Source organism: Citrobacter sp. Cpo069, from assembly GCF_030332785.1.
Classification (GTDB): Bacteria; Pseudomonadota; Gammaproteobacteria; order Enterobacterales; family Enterobacteriaceae; genus Citrobacter; species Citrobacter portucalensis.
The window spans coordinates 98836-120746 of the sequence record NZ_JAOWHD010000056.1 but is presented as its reverse complement, the minus strand read 5'-3'; the positions used below and the strand labels follow the sequence as shown (position 1 = coordinate 120746).

26 protein-coding genes are annotated in these 21911 nt (G+C 52.0%); 20 read left to right on the top strand and 6 right to left on the bottom strand.

What is annotated here, in order from left to right; genetic code table 11:
• Position 1 precedes the first annotated feature (1 nt).
• The 7 genes from hflC (at position 2) to OGY08_RS15065 (ending at position 8377) form a co-directional block, all read left to right on the top strand.
• Entirely contained in the window at positions 2-1006 is a 1005-nt protein-coding gene (gene hflC, locus OGY08_RS15095; RefSeq protein WP_003830491.1) for a protease modulator HflC, read from the top strand.
• An 82-nt stretch (positions 1007-1088) separates the two neighbouring features.
• Positions 1089-1286, top strand: a complete 198-nt coding sequence (locus OGY08_RS15090; protein ID WP_003025602.1) for a DUF2065 domain-containing protein — start codon at positions 1089-1091, stop codon at positions 1284-1286.
• Between the two features lie 102 nt (positions 1287-1388).
• On the top strand, positions 1389-2687 hold the full coding sequence (gene purA, locus OGY08_RS15085) for an adenylosuccinate synthase (protein WP_003025606.1): 1299 nt from the start codon (positions 1389-1391) through the stop codon (positions 2685-2687).
• A 216-nt stretch (positions 2688-2903) separates the two neighbouring features.
• Positions 2904-3329 carry a nitric oxide-sensing transcriptional repressor NsrR gene (gene nsrR, locus OGY08_RS15080; RefSeq protein ID WP_003830485.1) on the top strand — a complete coding sequence of 142 codons (426 nt, stop codon included), beginning with the start codon at positions 2904-2906 and terminating at the stop codon, positions 3327-3329.
• A 38-nt stretch (positions 3330-3367) separates the two neighbouring features.
• Complete coding sequence (gene rnr / locus OGY08_RS15075; RefSeq protein ID WP_008786007.1) at positions 3368-5830, top strand: ribonuclease R; 2463 nt, start codon at positions 3368-3370, stop codon at positions 5828-5830.
• Positions 5831-5902: 72 nt separating this feature from the next.
• A complete protein-coding gene (gene rlmB, locus OGY08_RS15070) occupies positions 5903-6634 on the top strand; it encodes a 23S rRNA (guanosine(2251)-2'-O)-methyltransferase RlmB (protein WP_003830482.1) in 732 nt (243 codons plus the stop codon).
• A gap of 120 nt (positions 6635-6754) precedes the next feature.
• Complete coding sequence (locus OGY08_RS15065; protein ID WP_125363003.1) at positions 6755-8377, top strand: isovaleryl-CoA dehydrogenase; 1623 nt, start codon at positions 6755-6757, stop codon at positions 8375-8377.
• A gap of 86 nt (positions 8378-8463) precedes the next feature.
• On the opposite strand, the gene yjfN is transcribed toward OGY08_RS15065, so the two are convergent.
• Both yjfN and bsmA read right to left on the bottom strand, forming a co-directional pair.
• Complete coding sequence (gene yjfN, locus OGY08_RS15060) at positions 8464-8739, bottom strand: DUF1471 family protease activator YjfN (protein WP_003830465.1); 276 nt, start codon at positions 8737-8739, stop codon at positions 8464-8466.
• Positions 8740-8886: 147 nt separating this feature from the next.
• Positions 8887-9216 (bottom strand): biofilm peroxide resistance protein BsmA, encoded by a 330-nt coding sequence (gene bsmA, locus OGY08_RS15055; protein ID WP_057066585.1) that lies wholly within the window; start codon positions 9214-9216, stop codon positions 8887-8889.
• Positions 9217-9397: 181 nt separating this feature from the next.
• On the opposite strand from bsmA, the gene yjfP reads away from it, so the two are divergent.
• Entirely contained in the window at positions 9398-10147 is a 750-nt protein-coding gene (yjfP, locus tag OGY08_RS15050) for an esterase (RefSeq protein ID WP_048227203.1), read from the top strand.
• On the opposite strand, the gene ulaR is transcribed toward yjfP, so the two are convergent.
• Both ulaR and ulaG read right to left on the bottom strand, forming a co-directional pair.
• Positions 10144-10899: an HTH-type transcriptional regulator UlaR gene (gene ulaR, locus OGY08_RS15045; protein ID WP_003025646.1), complete on the bottom strand. Its 756-nt coding sequence runs from the start codon at positions 10897-10899 to the stop codon at positions 10144-10146. The two genes, yjfP and ulaR, sit on opposite strands and share 4 nt — an antisense overlap.
• Before the next feature lie 106 nt (positions 10900-11005).
• Positions 11006-12070: an L-ascorbate 6-phosphate lactonase gene (gene ulaG, locus OGY08_RS15040; RefSeq protein WP_003025649.1), complete on the bottom strand. Its 1065-nt coding sequence runs from the start codon at positions 12068-12070 to the stop codon at positions 11006-11008.
• A gap of 367 nt (positions 12071-12437) precedes the next feature.
• Here ulaG and ulaA point away from each other — a divergent pair, with 367 nt between their 5' ends.
• Genes ulaA through OGY08_RS15010 form a run of 6 tightly spaced genes read left to right on the top strand, consistent with a single transcriptional unit; the run spans position 12438 to position 16847 of the window.
• Positions 12438-13835, top strand: a complete 1398-nt coding sequence (gene ulaA / locus OGY08_RS15035; RefSeq protein WP_003830456.1) for a PTS ascorbate transporter subunit IIC — start codon at positions 12438-12440, stop codon at positions 13833-13835.
• A gap of 15 nt (positions 13836-13850) precedes the next feature.
• Positions 13851-14156, top strand: coding sequence for a PTS ascorbate transporter subunit IIB (gene ulaB, locus OGY08_RS15030; RefSeq protein WP_003025655.1), 306 nt, complete (start codon positions 13851-13853; stop codon positions 14154-14156).
• Between the two features lie 10 nt (positions 14157-14166).
• Entirely contained in the window at positions 14167-14634 is a 468-nt protein-coding gene (gene ulaC, locus OGY08_RS15025) for a PTS ascorbate transporter subunit IIA (RefSeq protein WP_006686330.1), read from the top strand.
• Positions 14635-14646: 12 nt separating this feature from the next.
• Complete coding sequence (gene ulaD, locus OGY08_RS15020; protein ID WP_060682846.1) at positions 14647-15297, top strand: 3-keto-L-gulonate-6-phosphate decarboxylase UlaD; 651 nt, start codon at positions 14647-14649, stop codon at positions 15295-15297.
• Between the two features lie 9 nt (positions 15298-15306).
• Positions 15307-16161, top strand: coding sequence for an L-ribulose-5-phosphate 3-epimerase (locus OGY08_RS15015; RefSeq protein ID WP_008786014.1), 855 nt, complete (start codon positions 15307-15309; stop codon positions 16159-16161).
• Positions 16161-16847 (top strand): L-ribulose-5-phosphate 4-epimerase, encoded by a 687-nt coding sequence (locus tag OGY08_RS15010; protein ID WP_125363004.1) that lies wholly within the window; start codon positions 16161-16163, stop codon positions 16845-16847. Before OGY08_RS15015 ends, OGY08_RS15010 begins: the two co-directional genes overlap by 1 nt.
• 131 nt (positions 16848-16978) lie before the next feature.
• Here the strand turns inward: OGY08_RS15010 and yjfY are convergent, their stop codons facing one another.
• On the bottom strand, positions 16979-17254 hold the full coding sequence (gene yjfY, locus OGY08_RS15005) for a DUF1471 family protein YjfY (RefSeq protein WP_125363005.1): 276 nt from the start codon (positions 17252-17254) through the stop codon (positions 16979-16981).
• Between the two features lie 299 nt (positions 17255-17553).
• Between yjfY and OGY08_RS15000 the strand changes: the two genes are divergently transcribed.
• From OGY08_RS15000 to OGY08_RS14970, 6 genes are all read left to right on the top strand, one after another.
• Positions 17554-18318 (top strand): TSUP family transporter, encoded by a 765-nt coding sequence (locus OGY08_RS15000; protein WP_003830447.1) that lies wholly within the window; start codon positions 17554-17556, stop codon positions 18316-18318.
• A 158-nt stretch (positions 18319-18476) separates the two neighbouring features.
• Positions 18477-18872, top strand: a complete 396-nt coding sequence (gene rpsF, locus OGY08_RS14990) for a 30S ribosomal protein S6 (RefSeq protein WP_003025672.1) — start codon at positions 18477-18479, stop codon at positions 18870-18872.
• A gap of 6 nt (positions 18873-18878) precedes the next feature.
• Positions 18879-19193, top strand: coding sequence for a primosomal replication protein N (gene priB, locus OGY08_RS14985; RefSeq protein WP_111466208.1), 315 nt, complete (start codon positions 18879-18881; stop codon positions 19191-19193).
• A 4-nt stretch (positions 19194-19197) separates the two neighbouring features.
• Positions 19198-19425 (top strand): 30S ribosomal protein S18, encoded by a 228-nt coding sequence (gene rpsR / locus OGY08_RS14980; RefSeq protein WP_000135199.1) that lies wholly within the window; start codon positions 19198-19200, stop codon positions 19423-19425.
• Between the two features lie 41 nt (positions 19426-19466).
• Entirely contained in the window at positions 19467-19916 is a 450-nt protein-coding gene (gene rplI, locus OGY08_RS14975) for a 50S ribosomal protein L9 (RefSeq protein WP_003025676.1), read from the top strand.
• Between the two features lie 143 nt (positions 19917-20059).
• Positions 20060-20983, top strand: coding sequence for a DMT family transporter (locus OGY08_RS14970; protein WP_286565996.1), 924 nt, complete (start codon positions 20060-20062; stop codon positions 20981-20983).
• Between the two features lie 64 nt (positions 20984-21047).
• Here the strand turns inward: OGY08_RS14970 and OGY08_RS14965 are convergent, their stop codons facing one another.
• Positions 21048-21698, bottom strand: coding sequence for a LysM-like peptidoglycan-binding domain-containing protein (locus OGY08_RS14965; RefSeq protein ID WP_032942177.1), 651 nt, complete (start codon positions 21696-21698; stop codon positions 21048-21050).
• Between the last annotated feature and the right edge of the window lie 213 nt (positions 21699-21911).

Sequence of the window (21911 nt, the reverse complement as noted above, 5' to 3'; positions counted from 1 at the left end):
GATGCGTAAGTCAGTTATTGCGATTATCATCATCGTTCTGGTAGTTCTGTTCATGTCTGTCTTTGTGGTCAAAGAAGGCGAGCGCGGTATTACTCTGCGCTTTGGTAAAGTTCTGCGTGACGATGAAAACAAGCCGCTGGTCGTTGCACCAGGCCTGCACTTCAAGATTCCGTTTATTGAATCTGTGAAGATGCTGGATGCGCGTATTCAGACCATGGACAACCAGGCCGATCGCTTTGTTACCAAAGAGAAGAAAGACCTGATCGTTGACTCCTACATCAAGTGGCGCATCAGTGACTTTAGCCGTTACTACCTGGCAACGGGCGGTGGCGATGTTTCTCAGGCGGAAGTCCTGCTGAAACGTAAGTTCTCTGACCGTCTGCGTTCTGAAATTGGTCGTCTGGACGTGAAGGACATCGTTACCGATTCCCGCGGTCGTCTGACCCTGGAAGTTCGTGACGCGCTGAACTCCGGTTCTGCTGGCACGGAAGATGAAGTGGCGACTCCGGCAGCAGATAGCGCGATTGCCGAAGCGGCTGAACGTGTTCAGGCTGAAACGAACGGTAAAGTACCGGTCATCAACCCGAACAGTATGGCAGCATTGGGCATCGAAGTAGTTGACGTGCGTATTAAGCAAATCAACCTGCCTGCTGAAGTGTCCGAGGCTATCTACAACCGTATGCGCGCTGAGCGTGAAGCGGTAGCGCGTCGCCATCGTTCACAAGGCCAGGAAGAGGCGGAAAAACTGCGTGCAACGGCTGACTATGAAGTCACTAAAACGCTGGCAGAATCTGAGCGTCAGGGCCGTATTATGCGCGGTGAAGGCGATGCAGAAGCCGCTAAGCTGTTTGCCGATGCGTTCAGTCAGGATCCGGACTTCTACGCCTTTATCCGTAGCCTGCGTGCTTACGAGAAGAGCTTTGAAGGGAATCAGGACGTGATGGTCATGAGCCCGGACAGCGATTTCTTCCGCTACATGAAGACACCAAATACCGCGACACGCTAATCGCGTTCCAGCGGTTTTAAAGCAGCAAAACCACCGGCATCTCCAGGGATGCGGTGGTTTTCTTTTTATATAAGGGCGATGGATGAATTCAACAATTTTGCTGGCGCTCGCGCTGGTTTTGGTGCTGGAAGGGCTGGGTCCGATGCTTTATCCCAGCGCATGGAAGAAAATGATCTCTGCAATGGCGCAACTTCCCGAAAATATTTTGCGTCGTTTTGGTGGAGGTCTTGTGGTTGCGGGCGTTGTGGTCTACTACATGTTGAGGAAAACGATTGGCTGATCATTAAGTAGACTAATTTGCGGATTTTCGCATGCAAAAAGTGCTGTATATCTGAAAAAGCGGTGGTAGAATCCATTTTTAAGCAAACGGTGATTTTGAAAAATGGGTAACAACGTCGTCGTACTGGGCACCCAATGGGGTGACGAAGGTAAAGGGAAGATCGTCGATCTTCTGACTGAACGGGCTAAATATGTTGTGCGCTACCAGGGTGGTCACAACGCAGGCCATACTCTCGTAATCAACGGTGAAAAAACCGTCCTCCATCTTATTCCATCAGGCATTCTTCGCGAAAACGTAATCAGCATCATCGGTAACGGTGTTGTTCTGTCTCCGTCCGCGCTGATGAAAGAAATGAAAGGACTGGAAGATCGTGGTATCCCGGTTCGCGAGCGCCTGCTGCTGTCTGAAGCTTGTCCGCTGATCCTTGATTATCACGTTGCGTTGGATAACGCTCGTGAGAAAGCGCGTGGCGAGAAAGCGATCGGTACTACCGGTCGTGGTATCGGTCCGGCTTATGAAGACAAAGTAGCTCGTCGCGGTCTGCGTGTTGGCGATCTGTTTGATAAAGCAACTTTCGCTGAAAAACTGAAAGAAGTGATGGAATATCACAACTTCCAGCTGGTGAATTTCTATAAAGTTGAAGCAGTTGACTACCAGAAAGTGCTGGATGATGTGATGGCTATCGCCGACATCCTGACCTCAATGGTTGTTGATGTTTCCGATCTGCTGGACCAGGCGCGTAAGCGTGGCGATTTCGTCATGTTTGAAGGTGCGCAGGGTACGCTGCTGGATATCGACCACGGTACCTATCCGTACGTAACGTCCTCCAACACCACCGCAGGTGGCGTGGCAACCGGCTCCGGCCTGGGCCCACGTTATGTGGACTACGTTCTGGGTATCATCAAAGCTTACTCTACTCGTGTAGGTGCGGGTCCGTTCCCGACTGAGCTGTTTGATGACGTTGGCGAGTTCCTGTGCAAACAAGGTAACGAGTATGGCGCGACCACCGGTCGTCGTCGTCGTACCGGTTGGCTGGATTCCGTTGCTGTACGCCGTGCAGTACAGATTAACTCCCTGTCTGGCTTCTGCCTGACCAAACTGGACGTACTGGACGGTTTGAAAGAGGTGAAAATCTGTGTTGCTTACCGTATGCCGGACGGCCGCGAAGTAACGACTACTCCGCTGGCAGCTGACGACTGGAAAGGTATCGAGCCGATTTACGAAACCATGCCGGGTTGGTCTGAATCCACCTTCGGCGTGAAGGAACGTAGCGGTCTGCCGCAGGCAGCGCTGAACTACATCAAGCGTATTGAAGAACTGACCGGTGTGCCGATTGATATTATCTCAACTGGCCCAGACCGTACTGAAACCATGATCCTGCGCGACCCGTTCGACGCATAATTCTGGTTATAGCGTAGCGTCAAACGGCGCTGCGCTTGCACTAATTTATGCCGGATAAGGTGCTTTGCATCAGAATCCGGCTTAAAATCACGTAAGTTCCTCGCTTTTTTCCTTCCCGAACTGAAATAAATTAGCGACCTGGCTGGTGGCTGGTTTATCATCAATGTAATTAATACTACCAGGTATATCCGTTTTATCCCTTTTCCTGAGGTTGATGTGCAGTTAACAAGTTTCACCGATTACGGATTACGTGCGCTAATCTACATGGCGTCACTTCCCGAAGGACGTATGACCAGTATTTCTGAGGTGACAGAAGTCTACGGCGTGTCCCGTAATCATATGGTCAAAATAATCAATCAACTTAGCCGGGCGGGCTTTGTTACTGCTATTCGAGGAAAAAATGGCGGTATCCGCCTGGGTAAACCCGCTAAGGATATTGGTATTGGTGATGTGGTTCGCGAGCTGGAACCCTTATCGTTGGTCAACTGTAGCAGCGAGTTTTGCCATATTACCCCGGCCTGTCGACTCAAACAGGCGCTTTCTAAAGCAGTGCAAAGTTTTCTCACGGAACTGGACAACTACACACTTGCTGATTTGGTTGAAAAGAATCAACCGCTTTATAAATTATTGCTGGTGGAGTAACGACTCCCGCCAGCAGCGATGATGACGGAGGAACCGACATGTCACAAGATCCTTTCCAGGAACGCGAAGCAGAAAAATACGCGAATCCTATCCCGAGCCGGGAATTTATCCTCGAACATTTAACTAAACGTGAAAAGCCGGCCAACCGCGATGAGCTGGCCGCTGAACTCAATATTGAAGGTGAAGAGCAGCAAGAAGCGCTGCGTCGTCGCCTGCGCGCGATGGAGCGTGACGGACAACTGGTCTTCACCCGTCGTCAATGCTATGCGCTGCCGGAGCGTCTCGACCTGCTGAAAGGTACCGTTATTGGCCACCGTGATGGCTACGGCTTTCTGCGCGTTGAAGGCCGCAAAGATGACCTGTATCTGTCCAGCGAGCAAATGAAAACCTGCATTCATGGCGATCAGGTGCTGGCGCAGCCGTTGGGCGCGGACCGTAAAGGTCGCCGCGAAGCGCGTATTGTGCGCGTACTGGTGCCGAAAACCAGCCAGATTGTCGGCCGCTACTTCACCGACGCTGGTGTTGGATTTGTCGTCCCAGACGACAGCCGCCTGAGCTTCGATATTCTGATCCCGCCGGAAGAGGTAATGGGCGCTCGTATGGGCTTTGTGGTTGTCGTTGAACTGACCCAGCGTCCAACTCGCCGCACTAAAGCGGTGGGTAAAATTGTTGAAGTGCTGGGTGACAACATGGGAACCAGCATGGCCGTTGATATGGCCCTGCGTACTCATGAAATCCCATATATCTGGCCGCAGGCGGTTGAGAAACAGGTCGCCGGGCTGAAAGAAGAAGTGCCGGAAGAGGCGAAAGTAGGACGTGTCGATCTGCGCTCCCTGCCGCTGGTGACTATCGATGGCGAAGATGCGCGTGACTTCGACGATGCGGTTTATTGCGAGAAGAAACGCGGCGGTGGTTGGCGTTTATGGGTGGCGATTGCTGACGTAAGCTATTACGTTCGCCCGCCGACTCCGCTGGACCAGGAAGCGCGTAGCCGTGGCACATCCGTTTACTTCCCGTCGCAGGTTGTTCCGATGCTGCCGGAAGTGCTGTCCAACGGATTGTGTTCACTCAACCCGCAGGTGGACAGGTTGTGTATGGTCTGTGAAATGACCATTTCGTCGAAAGGCCGTTTAACCGGCTTTAAATTCTACGAAGCGGTCATGAGTTCCCACGCACGTCTGACCTACACCAAGGTCTGGCATATGCTGCAAGGCGACCAGGAGCTGCGTGAGCAGTACGCACCGCTGGTTAAACACATTGAAGAGCTGCATAACCTCTACAAAGTGCTGGATAAGGCCCGTGAAGAGCGTGGCGGTATCTCGTTTGAAAGTGAAGAGGCGAAGTTTATCTTCAATGCTGAACGCCGTATTGAGCGTATCGAGCAGACGCAGCGTAACGACGCGCACAAGCTGATTGAAGAGTGCATGATCATGGCGAACATCTCCGCGGCACGATTCGTTGAGAAAGCCAAAGAGCCAGCGCTGTTCCGTATTCACGATAAGCCGACGACCGAAGCGATTAACTCGTTCCGTTCCGTCCTGTCAGAGCTGGGGCTGGAGCTGCCTGGTGGCAACAAACCTGAGCCGCGTGATTACGCTGAACTGCTGGAGTCGATTGCTGACCGTCCTGACGCAGAAATGCTGCAAACCATGCTGCTGCGTTCGATGAAGCAGGCGATTTATGATCCGGAAAACCGTGGTCACTTTGGCCTGGCGCTGCAATCTTATGCACACTTTACTTCACCGATCCGTCGTTACCCGGATCTCTCCTTGCACCGGGCGATTAAGTATCTGCTGGCGCAGGAGCAGGGCCATAAGGGCAACACCACGGAAACCGGTGGCTACCATTATTCGATGGAAGAGATGCTGCAACTGGGTCAGCACTGTTCGATGGCCGAGCGCCGTGCTGATGAAGCCACGCGTGATGTCTCTGACTGGCTGAAGTGCGACTTCATGCTGGACCAGGTGGGTAATGTCTTCAAAGGCGTGATTGCCAGCGTGACCGGATTTGGTTTCTTTGTCCGTCTTGATGAACTGTTTATCGACGGTCTGGTGCATGTCTCCTCTCTGGATAACGACTACTATCGTTTCGACCAGGTTGGGCAGCGCCTGACGGGGGAATCCAGCGGCCAGATGTATCGCCTGGGCGATCGCGTGGAAGTTCGCGTGGAAGCAGTCAACATGGACGAGCGTAAGATCGACTTCAGCTTGATCTCCAGCGAACGTGCGCCGCGTAATGAAGGGAAAACCGCGCGCGAAAAAGCCAAAAAAGGCGATGCGGGTAAAAATACCGGTAAACGTCGTCAGATGGGCAAAAAGGTGAATTTCGAGCCGGACAGCGCTTTCCGCGGCGAGAAGAAAGGCAGAGCCAAACCTCAGGCGGATAAGAATGCGGCTGAGAAGAAAGGTGATAAAAAAGCGAAAAAGCCTTCGGCAAAAACGCTTAAAATTGCTGCCGCCACTAAAGCTAAACGTGCGGCGAAAAAGAAAGTCGCACAATAACAGCCATAGACTGTAAGTCGGGCAACCTTCGCGTTGCCCGGCGTTACGCATAAACTATTAACGAGTACATTCATGAGTGAAATGATTTACGGCATCCATGCGGTGCAGGCCCTGCTGGAACGTGCGCCTGAGCGCTTCCAGGACGTCTTTATTCTCAAAGGTCGTGAAGATAAACGCCTGCTGCCGCTGATCCACGCACTGGAAGCACAGGGTGTTGTCATTCAACTGGCTAACCGTCAGTTTCTGGATGAGAAAAGCGAGGGTGCGGTACATCAGGGGATTATTGCTCGCGTGAAGCCGGGCCGTCAGTATCAGGAAAACGATCTGCCGGATCTGATTGCTACGCTCGATCAGCCGTTCTTTTTGATTCTCGATGGCGTCACCGATCCGCATAACCTGGGTGCATGCCTGCGTAGCGCTGATGCTGCTGGCGTACATGCTGTAATCGTACCGAAGGATCGTTCCGCACAGTTGAATGCGACGGCGAAAAAAGTGGCCTGTGGTGCGGCAGAAAGCGTACCGCTGATCCGCGTGACCAACCTGGCGCGCACCATGCGTATGCTGCAGGAAGAGAATATCTGGATCGTCGGAACCGCAGGTGAAGCCGACCATACTCTCTATCAGAGCAAAATGACCGGTCGTCTGGCGCTGGTGATGGGCGCAGAGGGTGAAGGTATGCGCCGTCTGACCCGCGAACACTGTGACGAACTGATCAGCATCCCGATGGCAGGGAGCGTTTCGTCATTGAACGTTTCAGTTGCGACGGGCATCTGCCTGTTTGAAGCCGTCCGCCAGCGCGGCTAATTCATTCTCTATGTCTCTTAAGCCATCCCTCGGGATGGCTTTTTTGTGACCTGAATCCCAGGCACTCTCTTGTCTGGCTGACCATACTTAAAGCGACGGCCATTGACGGAGGGAGACACAATGCACTGGCAAACGCATACCGTTTTTAACCAACCTGTACCGCTCAATAACAGTAACTTATATTTGTCCGATGGCGCGCTGTGCGAAGCGATTATCCGCGAAGGCGCTGGTTGGGACAGCGATCTTCTCGCCAGTATTGGTCAGCAGCTAGGGACTGCCGAGTCGCTCGAACTGGGCCGTCTGGCCAATGCTTTTCCACCTGAACTGTTGCGCTACGACCCGCAGGGGCAGCGGCTGGATGATGTGCGTTTTCATCCTGCCTGGCATTTGCTGATGCAGGGATTATGCGCCAACCGCGTACATAATCTGGCCTGGGAAGAAGATGCGAGGCAGGGAACATTTGTTGCCCGGGCGGCGCGTTTCATGCTGCATGCGCAGGTTGAAGCTGGCACGTTGTGTCCGGTGACCATGACTTTTGCCGCCACGCCGCTGTTACTTCAAATGTTACCCGCCCCCTTTCACGACTGGCTTACGCCGCTGCTAAGCGACCGTTATGACTCGCATTTGCTGCCCGGTGGGCAAAAGCGTGGGCTGCTTATCGGTATGGGCATGACCGAGAAGCAGGGTGGTTCAGATGTGCTGAGCAATACCACTCAGGCAGAACGTCTTGCTGACGGCTCGTATCGGCTGGTGGGACATAAGTGGTTTTTCTCCGTGCCGCAAAGCGATGCCCATTTAGTGCTGGCCCAGGCTAAGGGGGGATTATCCTGCTTTTTTGTGCCGCGATTTTTACCTGACGGGCAGCGTAATGCTATCCGTCTTGAGAGATTGAAAGATAAGTTAGGCAACCGCTCCAACGCCAGCTGCGAGGTTGAATTCCACGATGCGATTGGCTGGCTATTGGGTGACGAAGGGGAAGGTATACGCCATATCCTGAAAATGGGGGGGATGACGCGTTTTGACTGTGCGCTCGGTAGTCACGGTATGATGCGGCGTGCTTTTTCCGTCGCGATTTACCATGCTCACCAGCGACAGGTTTTTGGCAAGCCATTGATTGAACAGCCGATGATGCGTCAAGTGTTAGGTCGGATGGCGCTCCAACTGGAAGGTCAAACGGCGTTACTGTTTCGACTGGCGCGGGCCTGGGACCGCCGTGCTGATGCTAAAGAAGCGCTGTGGGCCAGGTTGTTCACGCCAGCAGCGAAATTCTCCGTTTGCAAAAGCGGTATGCCATTTGTGGCAGAGGCGATGGAAGTGCTGGGTGGGATTGGCTATTGCGAGGAGAGCGAGCTGCCGCGTTTGTATCGTGAAATGCCGGTAAACAGTATCTGGGAAGGCTCTGGTAACATTATGTGCCTTGATGTATTGCGGGTACTGACCAAACAACCCGGCATATACGAGATGCTCAGTGAAGCCTTTGCGGAAGTCAAAGGGCAAGACCGACATTACGATCGAATGGTACGTCAGCTCCAGCAGCGTTTACGTAAACCCAGCGAGGCATTGGGGCGGGAGATTACGCAGCAGCTTTTTCAGCTTGGTTGCGGAGCGCAGATGTTGCGCTATGCCTCTCCACCAGTGGCGCAGGCCTGGTGCCAAATGATGCTTGATACGCGGGGGGGACTACGATTGTCTGAGCAGGTGCTGAATGATTTGCTTCTGCGGGCAACGGGGGGATTACGGTAATAATATGCCTGATGGCGACGCTTTCGCGTCTTATCATGTCTACAGTTCACTGTAGCTCAGATAAGTTTACGCCATCCGGCAATGTGTTAAGCATAGAGTATGGCCTGTACGCGCCAGTTGTCGGGCTGCTGATCTTCGTACATTTGAATGATCCGATACCATGAGGCACCTTGTTCATCCGCTTTTAACGCGACAACACGTTCTACATCCTGCGGATTTCCTGCAATGTTACTGACAGATATCTGGCCAATTTCGTTCAGGCCAGTAACACAGTCAGCACTGGCGAATTCGGCAGACTGCGCCGTAGTACCTACCAGTCCGGCAGAAAGCAGCAGTGAGGATAAGGCAAGTGATTGTTTCATCGTCAGCTCCATTATTCGTACCCCTACACACGGCAGGGCATTCCATCGCGATAATAAACCTCAAGCTTCCTGCTGTTGGTTTATTGTGCACAGGTAAACGCATAGGGGCGCAAAGCAATGTAAAGCTGACTAAATTTCAACCCAATGTTATTTACGATACAAAATAGCCTGTGAATACCATTGGCCTGTCACGATAGTTTCATCCACTAATAAAACCACGTAGTAATCAGCTTTAGCCGCGGCGGCTTTGGCACGGATCTCTGCCAGCGCATCATCCGGAGAGCCTCTTACCAGCGCGCTAACCGTCCCTAATCGCTGTAACCCATTACTCTGGTCACGGCGGATCTCCTGCGGGTGGTCGGCAACGGGCGGTGCGGGTTGTGGCGTTCCCTGTAGCACGCTACAGGCGCTTAAAAACATAACCAACAACAAAGAGGCAAACCGACGCATAACTCTATCTCGTTTCCTGATAGCCATAGTGTAGTGCCTTATTAATTTCCCTTTAGGGGAATGTTCCCGAATTGTTATCTCTCACGCGATTTTCGAATGAAAATGTTGCGAAAGCGTAACCCAGTTCTCAACATTATGAATCATTGCCGAACACATTCGCTTGCGTTAAGTATTGCTGCATGGCATACCAGAAAGAAAGAGGCGACAAATGATCGAAATTGAAACACGACAGTTGGCGGGTATCCCTGTCCTGCACGCCGTTCCGGCTGGCAAACGCGAATGTTCACTCCCTTGTATTATCTTCTATCACGGGTTTACCTCTTCAAGCCTGGTTTACAGCTATTTTGCCGTTGCTCTGGCTCAGGCCGGGTTCCGGGTCGTCATGCCAGATGCGCCAGACCATGGCGCTCGCTTCAAAAGCGATGCCCAGGTGCGGATGCATCGCTTCTGGCATATTTTGCAGCAAAATATGCAGGAGTTTACGACGTTACGTGCGGCGCTGGTGGCGGAAAATTGGCTTTCAGATGAGCGGCTTGCCGTCGGTGGGGCGTCGATGGGGGGAATGACAGCATTGGGCATAATGGCGCGCCATCCTGAGGTTAAATGTGTAGCCAGCCTGATGGGTTCAGGCTATTTTACCCGTCTTGCGCAGACGCTGTTTCCCCCTTTACTGGTTCAGACCCCAGAGCAACAGGCGGAATTTGATGCCGTTATCGCCCCGCTTGCCGAATGGGATGTTACGCATCAGTTACCACGCCTCGCTGACAGGCCGTTGCTGCTGTGGCATGGACAGGATGATGATGTTGTACCGGCTGTTGAAACTTTCCGCTTACAGCAAGCGCTGATTCAGGCAGGTTTGGACAACAATCTGACCTGCCTGTGGGAAGCGGGCGTACGACATCGCATCACGCCAGAAGCGCTGGCTGCGACGGTGACGTTTTTCCGCCAGCACCTTTAAACGCGCATAATGCTCACGCCCTGAGCTTCGAGTTGTTGCAGGATCTCAGGGTTCGCATTTTTGCCGGTAATCAGCATATCGATTTGATCGGCGCGGCTGAACAGCATCCCCGCGCGTTCACCGACCTTACTGCTATCGACCAACACCACCAGTTTGCCCACCACGTTAAGCATCTTCTGCTCCGCCATCGCGGTGAGCATATCGGTTTTATACAGTCCATCTGCGGTCAACCCTTTGCCACTGGTGAACATCCAGTGCCCGGCATACAGGCTATTTTCACTGCCTTGCGGGCTAAGCGTGATGGATTGGCTTTTGTTATATTGCCCTCCCATGATGATCACGCTGTCATGCTCCTGGTCGATCAGATAGTTTGCCAGCGGCAGATAATTAGTGATGATCTGCACCGGCTTGCCGCACATTTCGCGACCCAGCAGAAAGGCGGTCGATCCGCAGTTGATCACCACGCTTTCACCCGCATTCACAAGCTGGGATGCCGCCTTGGCAATGCGAACTTTTTCATCGTGGTTCTGTGCCTGGTGCAGATTCATTGGCGTCCAGCGCGGTCGCTGCTGGGTAATAGCTTCTGCGCCGTTGCGGACTTTCTTGAGTTTGCCGCTTTCATCGAGTTTGTTGATATCCCGGCGTGCTGTGGCGGGTGAAATCCCCAGACGCTCAATCACGTTCTCAACGGTAACAAAGCCCAACTGCGCCAGCATATCCAGCAATATTTGATGTCTTTGTGCTTCAGTCATGAGCTATTCCGATACAAATTGATTTGAAAAGATGATATTTGAAATAGCCTGGAAATACTAAAGTAAATGGGAAAAAATGCCGGGATGGCCCGGCATTTTGTGTGGTTCACAAGAACGATTTAAACGGTAAATCCGGTTCAATCGTGAAGCAGTCGTCAAAGCCGCGCGGATAGTGATATTCAAAGTTATCTTTGTCCAGCGGCCAGGTGAACTTGCCACCCACCTGCCAGATAAAAGGCTTAAAGCCATACTTCAGCCGATCTTTTTTCATCTCCCACAGTACGCGGATCTCCTGAGGATCGGCCTGGAAGTTTGACCAGATATCGTGATGGAAAGGGATCACCACTTTTGTATTCAGGGCCTCCGCCATACGCAGCATGTCGGAACTGGTCATTTTGTCCGTAATTCCCCGTGGATTCTCGCCGTAGGATCCGAGCGCGACGTCGATCTGGTGCTCATTGCCATGCTTTGCATAGTAGTTGGAGTAGTGTGAATCACCGCTGTGATAAAGCGTACCGCCCGGCGTTTTGAACAGATAGTTTACGGCGCGGGCATCCATACCATCCGGCAGCACGCCTGCCGCTTTTTGATCGGCAGGAAGCGTGATCAATGCCGTACGATCAAACGCATCAAGCGCATGAATTTCAATATCTTTCACTTTCACCACATCGCCAGGTTTTACCACGATGCAGCGCTCTTTTGGTACACCCCAACCGATCCACAGATCCACACAAGTCTGCGGTCCAATAAACGGCACGTCGTCGGCACAGTTCTGCATGACGGCTGCTGCAACATTTACGTCGATGTGATCGTTATGATCGTGCGTGGCCAGCACCGCATCGATCTGACGAATGGCAAACGGATCAAGAACAAACGGCGTGGTGCGCAGGTTTGGCTGCAGCTTCTTCACGCCCGCCATGCGTTGCATCTGGTGACCGGTTTTCATCAGCGGGTTACCGTGACTCTGTTTACCCGTACCGCACCAGAAATCGACGCAGACGTTAGTTCCGCCTTCAGACTTTAGCCAAATTCCGGTGCAGCCAAGCCACCACATAGCGAAAGTGCCAGGTGCGACCTGTTCCTGCTCGATCTCTTCATTGAGCCAGCTTCCCCACTCCGGGAATGTGCTCAGAATCCATGATTCACGCGTGATGCTTTTTACTTTACTCATCGCAATTACCTTCATGTTTGTTCAAGTTGAATCAAATGATGATTTGTTTTGATTGATACTGACATCATTTTCTCAAGAAGGCAATGCGCTGATTTTTGGTGTTGAATGGGAAAATGTGAACAAATAACAACGTGACAAGATGGTTTATATGAAATGTATTTTTGTATTTTATTGTTTTAAATGAATTTATTTTGGTGTGTATGAATTTGAAGTAAATCCACTCTGCAAGTAAGAGAATTATTTGCGTACTTCATCACATTTAATCAAATTCAATCTTGTTGTGATTACTTTTGAAAATTAGAGTGAGGGCACAACATCCTGGGCATCTGTAATGAATGTTCAGCAACTTCGTCTACTGGAGATCGTTATGGAGATCCTCTACAACATCTTTACCGTCTTTTTTAATCAGGTCATGACCAATGCACCGTTGCTGTTGGGTATTGTGACCTGCCTCGGCTACATCCTGTTGCGTAAAAGTGTCAGCGTCATTATCAAAGGCACGATCAAAACGATTATCGGTTTTATGTTATTGCAGGCAGGGTCGGGCATTCTGACCAGCACGTTTAAACCGGTGGTGGCGAAGATGTCTGAGGTTTACGGTATCAATGGCGCGATCTCCGATACCTATGCCTCCATGATGGCAACCATCGAACGAATGGGTGATGCCTACAGTTGGGTAGGGTACGCCGTACTGTTAGCGCTGGCGCTGAACATTTGTTACGTACTGCTACGGCGTATTACCGGCATTCGAACCATCATGCTGACTGGGCACATCATGTTCCAGCAGGCGGGGCTGATTGCTGTCTCTTTCTACATCTTTGGTTACCCGATGTGGACCACCATCATCTGTACCGCGGTGCTGGTGTCGCTCTACTGGGGCATTACCTCCAATATGATGTACAAACCGACGCAGGAAGTAACTGACGGCTGTGGTTTTTCCATCGGTCACCAGCAGCAGTTCGCCTCCTGGATTGCTTACAAAGTCGCGCCGTATCTGGGTAAGAAAGAGGAGAGCGTAGAAGATCTCAAGCTGCCGGGCTGGCTGAATATCTTCCATGACAACATCGTTTCCACCGCGATTGTGATGACCATCTTTTTCGGGGCGATCCTGCTCTCTTTCGGCATAGATGTGGTTCAGGCGATGGCGGGTAAAACCCACTGGACGGTCTATATCCTGCAAACCGGTTTTTCGTTTGCTGTCGCTATCTTCATCATCACCCAGGGCGTACGTATGTTCGTTGCTGAACTTTCAGAAGCGTTCAACGGTATCTCTCAACGTCTGATCCCCGGCGCGGTGTTGGCTATCGACTGCGCAGCGATTTACAGCTTTGCCCCCAACGCGGTGGTCTGGGGCTTTATGTGGGGTACCATCGGCCAACTGATCGCGGTAGGTATTCTGGTTGCCTGCGGCTCTTCCATCCTGATTATCCCAGGCTTTATCCCGATGTTCTTCTCGAACGCCACTATCGGCGTATTTGCTAACCACTTTGGCGGCTGGCGCGCGGCGCTCAAGATTTGCCTGGTGATGGGGATGATCGAAATCTTCGGCTGCGTCTGGGCGGTTAAGCTCACCGGTATGAGCGCCTGGATGGGCATGGCGGACTGGTCAATTCTGGCACCGCCGATGATGCAAGGCTTTGCCTCCATCGGCATCGTGTTTATGGCCGTCATTATTCTGATTGCACTGGCTTATATGTTTTTCGCAGGGCGCACGTTGCGTGCTGAGGAAGACGCAGAAAAACAACTGGCAGAACACTCTGCTTAATAAGGAGTTCCGATTATGACCGTACGTATTCTGGCTGTGTGTGGCAATGGGCAGGGCAGTTCCATGATCATGAAAATGAAGGTGGACCAGTTTTTAACCCAGTCAAATATTGACCATACGGTAAACAGCTGCGCCGTGGGCGAATACAAAAGTGAACTGAGCGGCGCGGATATCATCATCGCCTCTACGCATATCGCCGGTGAGATTACCGTTTCTGGCAATAAATATGTCGTTGGCGTACGCAACATGCTGTCTCCTGCCGATTTTGGACCAAAACTGCTGGAAGTGATCAAAGCGCATTTCCCGCAGGACGTGAAGTAAGGGGCGGCATATGAAATTACGTGACTCGCTGGCAGACAATAATTCCATCCTTTTGCAAGCCGAGGCCAGTACCTGGCAGGAAGCGGTAAAGCTTGGTGTGGATCTGCTGGTTAAGGCCGATGTGGTTGAACCACGCTACTACCAGGCCATCCTTGATGGCGTTGAGCAGTTTGGCCCGTACTTTGTGATTGCACCAGGCTTGGCAATGCCGCACGGCCGTCCGGAGGAAGGGGTCAAGAAAACCGGTTTTGCGCTGGTGACGCTGAAAACGCCGCTGGTGTTTAACCACGAAGATAACGACCCGGTCGATATTCTGATAACGATGGCGGCAGTTGATGCCAACACGCATCAGGAGGTGGGCATCATGCAGATCGTGAATCTCTTTGATGACGAAGCCAATTTCGACCGTTTACGCGCCTGTCGCACCGCGCAGGAAGTGTTGGATTTAATTGATAACGCCACTGCGGCGGCTGTTTAAAAGGATACCAAAATGTCATTACCTATGTTGCAGGTTGCGCTGGATAACCAATCAATGTCTTCCGCGTATGAAACGACGCGTCTGATTGCCGAAGAGGTCGATATCATTGAGGTGGGCACTATTCTTTGCGTGGCAGAGGGCGTGCGCGCCGTACGCGATCTGAAGGCGCTTTACCCGCATAAAATTGTGCTGGCGGACGCCAAAATTGCCGATGCGGGAAAAATCCTCTCCCGAATGTGTTTCGAAGCCAACGCTGACTGGGTCACCGTCATCTGCTGTGCGGATATCAACACCACCAGGGGGGCACTGGAGGTGGCGAAAGAATTTAACGGTGATGTACAGATTGAACTGACGGGTTACTGGACCTGGGAGCAGGCGCAAGAGTGGCGTGACGCGGGCATTGGGCAAGTTGTGTATCACCGCAGCCGTGATGCGCAGGCAGCGGGTGTGGCGTGGGGAGAGGCGGATATCAGCGCGATCAAACGCCTGTCTGAGATGGGCTTTAAAGTCACCGTCACCGGCGGTCTGGCGTTGGAAGATCTGCCGCTGTTCCAGGGAATTCCGATTCACGTATTTATTGCCGGTCGCAGCATTCGCGATGCCGCCTCTCCGGTGGAAGCGGCCCGTCAGTTCAAACGTTCTATCGCCCAGCTGTGGGGATAAGGAGCGACTATGTTGTCGAAACAGGTCCCGCTCGGTATTTATGAAAAGGCACTCCCCGGCGGGGAGTGCTGGCTGGAACGTTTGCAGCTGGCGAAGGAACTGGGCTTTGACTTTGTCGAAATGTCGGTTGATGAAACCGACGCTCGCCTGGCGCGTCTTGACTGGAACCGCGAGCAGCGACTGGCGCTGGTGGCCGCTATCGCCGAGACAGGGATACGGGTACCGTCCATGTGCCTGAGCGCTCATCGACGTTTCCCGCTGGGCAGTGAAGATGATGCGGTACGCGAACAGGGGCTGGAGATCATGCGTAAAGCCATTCAGTTTGCGCAGGATATCGGTATTCGCGTTATTCAACTGGCGGGTTACGACGTTTATTACCAGCAGGCCAATAACGAAACGCGTCGTCGGTTTCGCGATGGGCTGAAAGAAAGCGTAGAGATGGCGAGCCGTGCACAGGTGACGCTGGCGATGGAAATCATGGATTATCCACTGATGAATTCGATCAGTAAGGCGCTGGGATACGCTCACTATCTCAACAATCCGTGGTTCCAGTTGTATCCCGATATCGGCAATTTGTCGGCGTGGGACAACGATGTGCAGATGGAGCTGCAGGCGGGAATGGGCCATATCGTTGCCGTACACGTGAAAGATACCAAACCCGGCGTATTCAAAAATGTGCCGTTTGGTGAAGGGGTTGTCGATTTCGAACGTTGTTTTGCGACGCTCAAACAGAGTGGGTATTGCGGGCCATACCTGATTGAGATGTGGAGTGAAACGTCGGACGACCCGGCACGTGAAGTGGCGAAGGCGCGCGACTGGGTGAAAGCGCGTATGGCCAGCGCCGGTCTGGTGGAGGCGGTGTAATGCAAAAACTCAAACAGCAGGTTTTTGAGGCTAATATGGATCTGCCGCGCTACGGGCTGGTGTCGTTTACCTGGGGTAATGTCAGCGCCATCGACCGCGAACGCGGGATGGTGGTGATTAAGCCCAGCGGCGTCGACTACCAGACAATGACAGTGGACGACATGGTAGTTGTGGATCTGCACGGCAACGTGGTGGAAGGACGCTATCGTCCTTCTTCCGATACCGCCACCCATCTGGCGCTGTATCGTCGCTATTCCTCTCTTGGCGGCGTGGTGCATACCCACTCAACCCACGCGACGGCATGGGCGCAGGCAGGTCTGGCAATTCCTGCGCTAGGCACGACGCATGCGGACTACTTCTTTGGCGATATCCCCTGCACCCGGGCGTTAACTGAAGCGGAAGTTCAGGATGAGTATGAGCTGAATACCGGCAGGGTGATTGTTGAAACGCTGGGGGAGGTGGAACCTTTGCATACGCCAGGCGTAGTGGTGTACCAGCATGGCCCGTTTGCCTGGGGCAAAGATGCTCATGACGCGGTACATAACGCGGTGGTGATGGAAGAGGTGGCAAAAATGGCATGGATTGCGCGTGGCATTAATCCGGCTCTTAGCCCCATCGACAGTTATCTGATGAATAAGCACTTCATGCGTAAGCACGGCCCAAATGCCTATTACGGGCAGAAGTAGGAATAAACGTTCCGGAGCCAACTCTTCATGGGGATGAGATCGGTCTGGCTTCGGGATTGTTTTGCAAAAAAAGCCCCCAGTGAAGGGGGCAAGTCAAACTGTGGCAATGTTCTCGTTGGTTATTTCTGGTGTTAACGATAAATATCTGCACTGGCGTGCATATTTCCGTTACTACCGGGTTCCCTGGTGAGGATCACGTGGTAGTAGGTTGCGCCTTGCGCATCGGTCTCTTCCTTCAGGGCCTGAGTGGCTTCACTTTCAGTGGCGAAGTTATGATTTATGTAAATGACGCCTAAGCTCTGCACATCATCCATGTTCCTGGCCTGATGGTTATCAATTTTGATGGCTGCCGTTGCATTTGCACTGAGCAAAAGCACAGCCAGAAGGGTCAAAACACGGGCTCGCATATGTACCTCCTCGACTGCGGTCTCTGGTTGCCTCTCTCCTGTGAGTGATTAACTTCTGATGTAATTTTAACCGCTACCAGCGCAGTCGATAGCGACCATTTCTGATGCAGTTGTTCAAAAAATTACCGCATAGCCATCTTTTCTTTAATTAACAGTCTGCTGGTGTATACCGCTGCGGTGAAAAAATACCTGCCTTTCGCGCATAAGCTCTTACTAAATAGTCAATTTAATCGGGTGAGTACGCCGTTTATAGTGAGCCGGATAATTAATATAACTTTATGATAATAAGGCAAAAACTTATGGATACTTCATTCATGGATTTCAGCTATTTCGTGGTTATGTTTATGGTCGCGCTGGTGGCTGGCTTTATTAACGTGGTGTCGGGTGGTGGTGGATTTCTCTCTATTGGCGCACTCTTAATTTCTGGTTTACCCCCGGCTAATGCGCTGGCAACCAATAAAATTCAGGCTCTGGGTAGCTCGCTGACCTCCGGAATTTACTTTTTACGCCGAGGACATATCAACGTGCAGGAGCACAAGTATGTGTTTTTATCTGCCTTTATCGGTTCTGCGCTGGGAACGACGCTTATCCAGTTCATTGAACCGGAACTGCTGAAGAAACTGCTCCCAATCCTGATTATCGCAGTCGCCATTTACTTTATTTTTGCGCCAAACCTTAGCGAACCGAAAAGAAAGCAGCAGGTATCCCTGTTTCTCTTCTCGTTGATCGGTGGGGGATGTATTGGTTTTTATGATGGCTTTCTCGGGGCTGGGGCAGGTTCCTTTTATACCCTCAGCTATATTCTGCTGTGGGGATACAGTATTGATAAAGCGCAAATCCACTCGAATTTTATTAACCTGGCGTCGAACATCGCCTCGATTTTGTTCTTCATTTTCGGCGGTAAAATGATCTGGTCGCTGGGTTTGGTGATGTTTGCAGGGCAATCCCTTGGCGCACGTCTTGGTGCGACAGTCGTACTGACGCGCGGTAAGAAAGTCATCCGACCCATGATTGTCATTGTCTCCATTTGTATCAGCATCAAAATGCTGCTGGATATGTATTAATGGCAACATGATAAATAATCGTACAAGCACCTTGAGTTTACCTGCTGACCCCAGTATTATGACGCGTCATTTTTCAGCCGACCTTTAACACGTTCCTTGCCTCCATGGGCCTCGGCTGACCCAGACAGGAGGCTGAATAATCCGTAAGGAGCAATTCGATGCGTCATTACGAAATCGTTTTTATGGTCCATCCTGACCAGAGCGAACAGGTTCCGGGTATGATCGAACGCTACACTGCTGCCATCACTGGTGCAGAAGGCACGATCCACCGTCTGGAAGACTGGGGCCGCCGTCAGCTGGCTTACCCGATCAACAAACTGCACAAAGCTCACTACGTTCTGATGAACGTTGAAGCGCCGCAGGAAGTGATCGATGAGCTGGAAACTACCTTCCGCTTCAACGATGCCGTTATCCGCAGCATGGTTATGCGTACTAAACACGCTGTTACCGAAGCATCTCCGATGGTTAAAGCGAAAGACGAGCGTCGTGAACGTCGCGATGATTTCGCTAACGAAACCGCAGATGATGCTGAAGCTGGGGATTCTGAAGAGTAATTTCTGATGACCAACCGTCTGGCGTTGTCCGGCACTGTGTGCAGGGCCCCCCTTCGAAAGGTCAGTCCATCAGGAATTCCTCATTGCCAGTTCGTGCTTGAGCATCGTTCTGTGCAGGAGGAAGCCGGGTTTCACCGGCAGGCGTGGTGCCAAATGCCCGTTATTATTAGCGGACAAGAAAACCAGGCCATTACTCACAGTATAACGGTCGGTAGCGCAGTGACCGTTCAGGGGTTCATCTCTTGCCACAAGGCAAAGAACGGCCTGAGCAAAATGGTTCTGCATGCCGAGCAGATTGAATTGATAGATTCTGGAGACTAGCCATATGGCACGTTATTTCCGTCGTCGCAAGTTCTGCCGTTTCACCGCGGAAGGCGTTCAAGAGATCGACTATAAAGATATCGCTACGCTGAAAAACTACATCACCGAAAGCGGTAAGATTGTCCCAAGCCGTATCACCGGTACCCGTGCAAAATACCAGCGTCAGCTGGCTCGCGCTATCAAACGCGCTCGCTACCTGTCCCTGCTGCCGTACACTGATCGTCATCAGTAATCGGTCACGGTCCATTAATACGACTTTGAGAGGATAAGGTAATGCAAGTTATTCTGCTTGATAAAGTAGCAAACCTGGGTAGCCTGGGTGATCAGGTTAACGTTAAAGCGGGCTATGCTCGTAACTTCCTGGTACCACAGGGTAAAGCTGTTCCTGCTACCAAGAAAAACGTTGAATTTTTCGAAGCGCGTCGCGCTGAGCTGGAAGCTAAACTGGCTGACGTTCTGTCCGCTGCTGAAGCTCGTGCTGAGAAAATCAACGCACTGGAAACCGTAACCATCGCGTCTAAAGCTGGCGACGAAGGTAAACTGTTCGGTTCCATCGGTACTCGCGACATCGCTGACGCTGTAACTGCAGCTGGCGTTGAAGTAGCTAAGAGCGAAGTTCGTCTGCCGAACGGCGTTCTGCGTACCACTGGCGAGCACGAAGTGAGCTTCCAGGTTCACAGCGAAGTGTTTGCTAAGCTGACTGTAAACGTAGTTGCAGAATAAGTTTTTATTCTGATGACCGCGTAAAAGCGCCGGCCCTGTGCCGGCGTTTTGCTTTTCTGTTCCCCCCGCTTTTCTCTCTGGCTATTCTTTATCCTTTTCGGGATAATCACAAAAATAAAACATTATTTCAAAGTGGTGATGGAATGGAACCAACGCACCAACCTCTGTTTGCGCGTAAAAATGTTGTCTACCTGAGCGCAGCGTTCTGCTGTCTGTTGTGGGGGAGCGCCTATCCGGCGATCAAAAGCGGATATGAGATCTTCCAGATTGCCACGGATGACATTCCCTCAAAGATTGTCTTTGCCGGATATCGCTTTTTGTTTGCGGGATTATTGCTGCTACTGCTGGCGGTAGCGCAGCGTAAACCGATTGGCCGGTTAAGCCCGCGTCAGTACGGCCAACTCACGCTGTTGGGGCTAACGCAAACCTCGCTGCAATACATCTTCTTCTACGTTGGCCTGGCGTTCACGACGGGAGTGAAAGGGTCCATCATGAATGCGACCGGGACCTTCTTCAGCGTGCTGCTGGCCCATTTTATCTACCATAACGACAAACTGAGCTACAACAAAGCGCTGGGCTGTATTCTGGGCTTTACCGGCGTAATGGTGGTGAACTTTAGCAGCGGAATGGATTTTAGCTTCAGCCTGTTAGGCGACGGCTCAGTAGTGATGGCAGCCTTTATTCTCTCTGCTGCCACGCTATATGGAAAACGTATTTCTCAGACGGTGGACCCGACGGTAATGACAGGGTACCAGTTGGGCGGTGGCGGTCTGGCGTTGGTTATCGGCGGCTACGCTTTTGGCGGCACGCTAACCGTACACGGTGCGTCTTCGGTGGCGATTCTCGGCTACCTGACGTTACTCTCTTCGGTCGCTTTCGCCTTGTGGAGTATTCTGCTCAAGCATAATCGCGTGGGGATGATTGCGCCGTTTAACTTCCTGATCCCGGTTTCGGGTGCAGTGCTGTCGGCAATATTCCTCGGTGAAAACATTCTCGAATGGAAATATGCGGTAGCGCTGGTGCTGGTGTGTTCGGGGATCTGGTGGGTGAACAAGGTGAAACGCTGACGTTTCACCTTGATGCCTGATGGCGCTATCTCTTATCAGGCTTGGAATCGCGGGGTCACAGTGCTTAACGGGCGCGGATAAAACTACCGTTAGGCTGGCGGGTAAACAGTACCTGCTGACCATTCCCGGTATCAATGGTTAATCCCGTCACCACGCCATTGGCATTCTGCCTGATCTGTATCATCTGACCGTCTTTCAGATTGCTCAGTGGTTTTCCGGCGCCTTCAACCTGTGCCATCGCATACACATCGGTTGGCGGGAGGTTATGGTCACGGAATACCTGCGCCAGCGTTTTACCTGAGTCTACGCGGTAGGAGCGCCACTGCTGGTCAATTCCGCTATCCTGTTGGAAAGGTTGTGTCTGCGGCTGAGATTGCTGGACCTGAGGCTGCGCATCAGGTTCGCCTTCCTGGATTGGCTCTGGCGCAACCGGAGCGACCTGGCCGGGATCATTTTGCGGCGGGACAAGCTGTGCCTGCAGCTGAGCCTCGGTCGGTGGCTGCGACTGTGACTGTAAATCCAGCTGGGCAGTACGCGTCACCACAGGGGTATCGCTGGTGTCACTGGAAGGGAGCAGGAAACCTATCACCAACACAATAGCAGCAATAATAATGCCGCGGCGGTGCATAGGCGGTAGCGGGTCCATAATGCGAAAATTGTCCGGTGCATGCCAGATTTTCGCCAGGGTTGGTTTTAATTCAAAGCGCCCGGGCATGGCTTTCCTCCTGCTCCGCGTCTCGTTCCTCGATCATAGAGTATAGATGGCTAACGCTATGATGTTCGTCATATTACCCGCTTTCGTGACGTCAACGCGGGATATTCCTATTGTTTATGTTTCCTCGCGATTTGTCATCTGTTCCCGAGACAAAGTTTTACCGGATGCGGCATGGCTGATATGCTGCCCGCTACTTTACATCCGATGAAAGGA